Origin of the sequence: Corallococcus sp. 4LFB (assembly GCF_046520365.1) — a bacterium.
In the GTDB taxonomy this organism is placed as follows: Bacteria; Myxococcota; Myxococcia; order Myxococcales; family Myxococcaceae; genus Corallococcus; species Corallococcus caeni.
In genome coordinates this window covers 1-674 of record NZ_JBKGHJ010001183.1, presented here as the reverse complement: position 1 = coordinate 674, position 674 = coordinate 1, and the positions used below count along the sequence as shown (strand labels likewise).

The following is a 674-nucleotide window of genomic DNA, read 5'->3' as shown; positions in this document are numbered from 1 at the left end:
CGCGCGCCCGCCGCGTCGCCTTCGCGCAGGCACAGCAGCGCCAGCGTGCCGTCCACGATGATGCGGTCGGTGGCGCCGCCGTGCGCCTCCGTCCACGCGAGCGCCGGCTCCAGCGCCGCGCGGGCCCGCGCGTGCTCGCCCAGCCGCAGCAGCATGTGCGCGCGGTAATGCTGGGCCCAGTGCCGCGTCTGCTCCGCGCCCCGGCGCACCGCGGACGCCTCCAGCCAGTCCATCAGCGGCAGGCCCCGCGAGAACTGGCCCCGGTACATGGCGGACACGGTGAGCAGCGCGCGGCACTCCTCCGCCAGCCGCAGGTCCCCCAGCGAGTCCACGAGGGCCGTCGCCCGCTGAAGCCACGTCTCCACGTCCTGCCAGCGCGCCTGGTACACCGCGCACACCGCGTTGCGGTTGAGCACGTAGGCCAGGTCCACCGGGCGGCCCACGCGCTCCGCCACCTCGTGCGCCCGCTTCCCCCAGGCGTCCGCCACGCGGTGCACCGGCACCGTGCCCGCCACCACCGCCATCACCGTGTAGCCGCGCGCCAGCTCCGGCGTGGGCCCCGCGGGCTCGCACAGGTTGAGCATGCGCAGGCCGCTCCAGAGCACCGGCAGCGCCTCCTGCGCGTAGATGAACGCGTCCGTCAGCCGCATGAGCAGCCGGCCCGCCAGCCGCCG

General features: G+C 76.4%; 1 pseudogene. It reads right to left on the bottom strand.

The annotated features are described in order from the left end of the window. Positions 1-674, bottom strand: a pseudogene (locus tag ACLEQD_RS44810) (serine/threonine-protein kinase PknK); the annotation flags it as partial.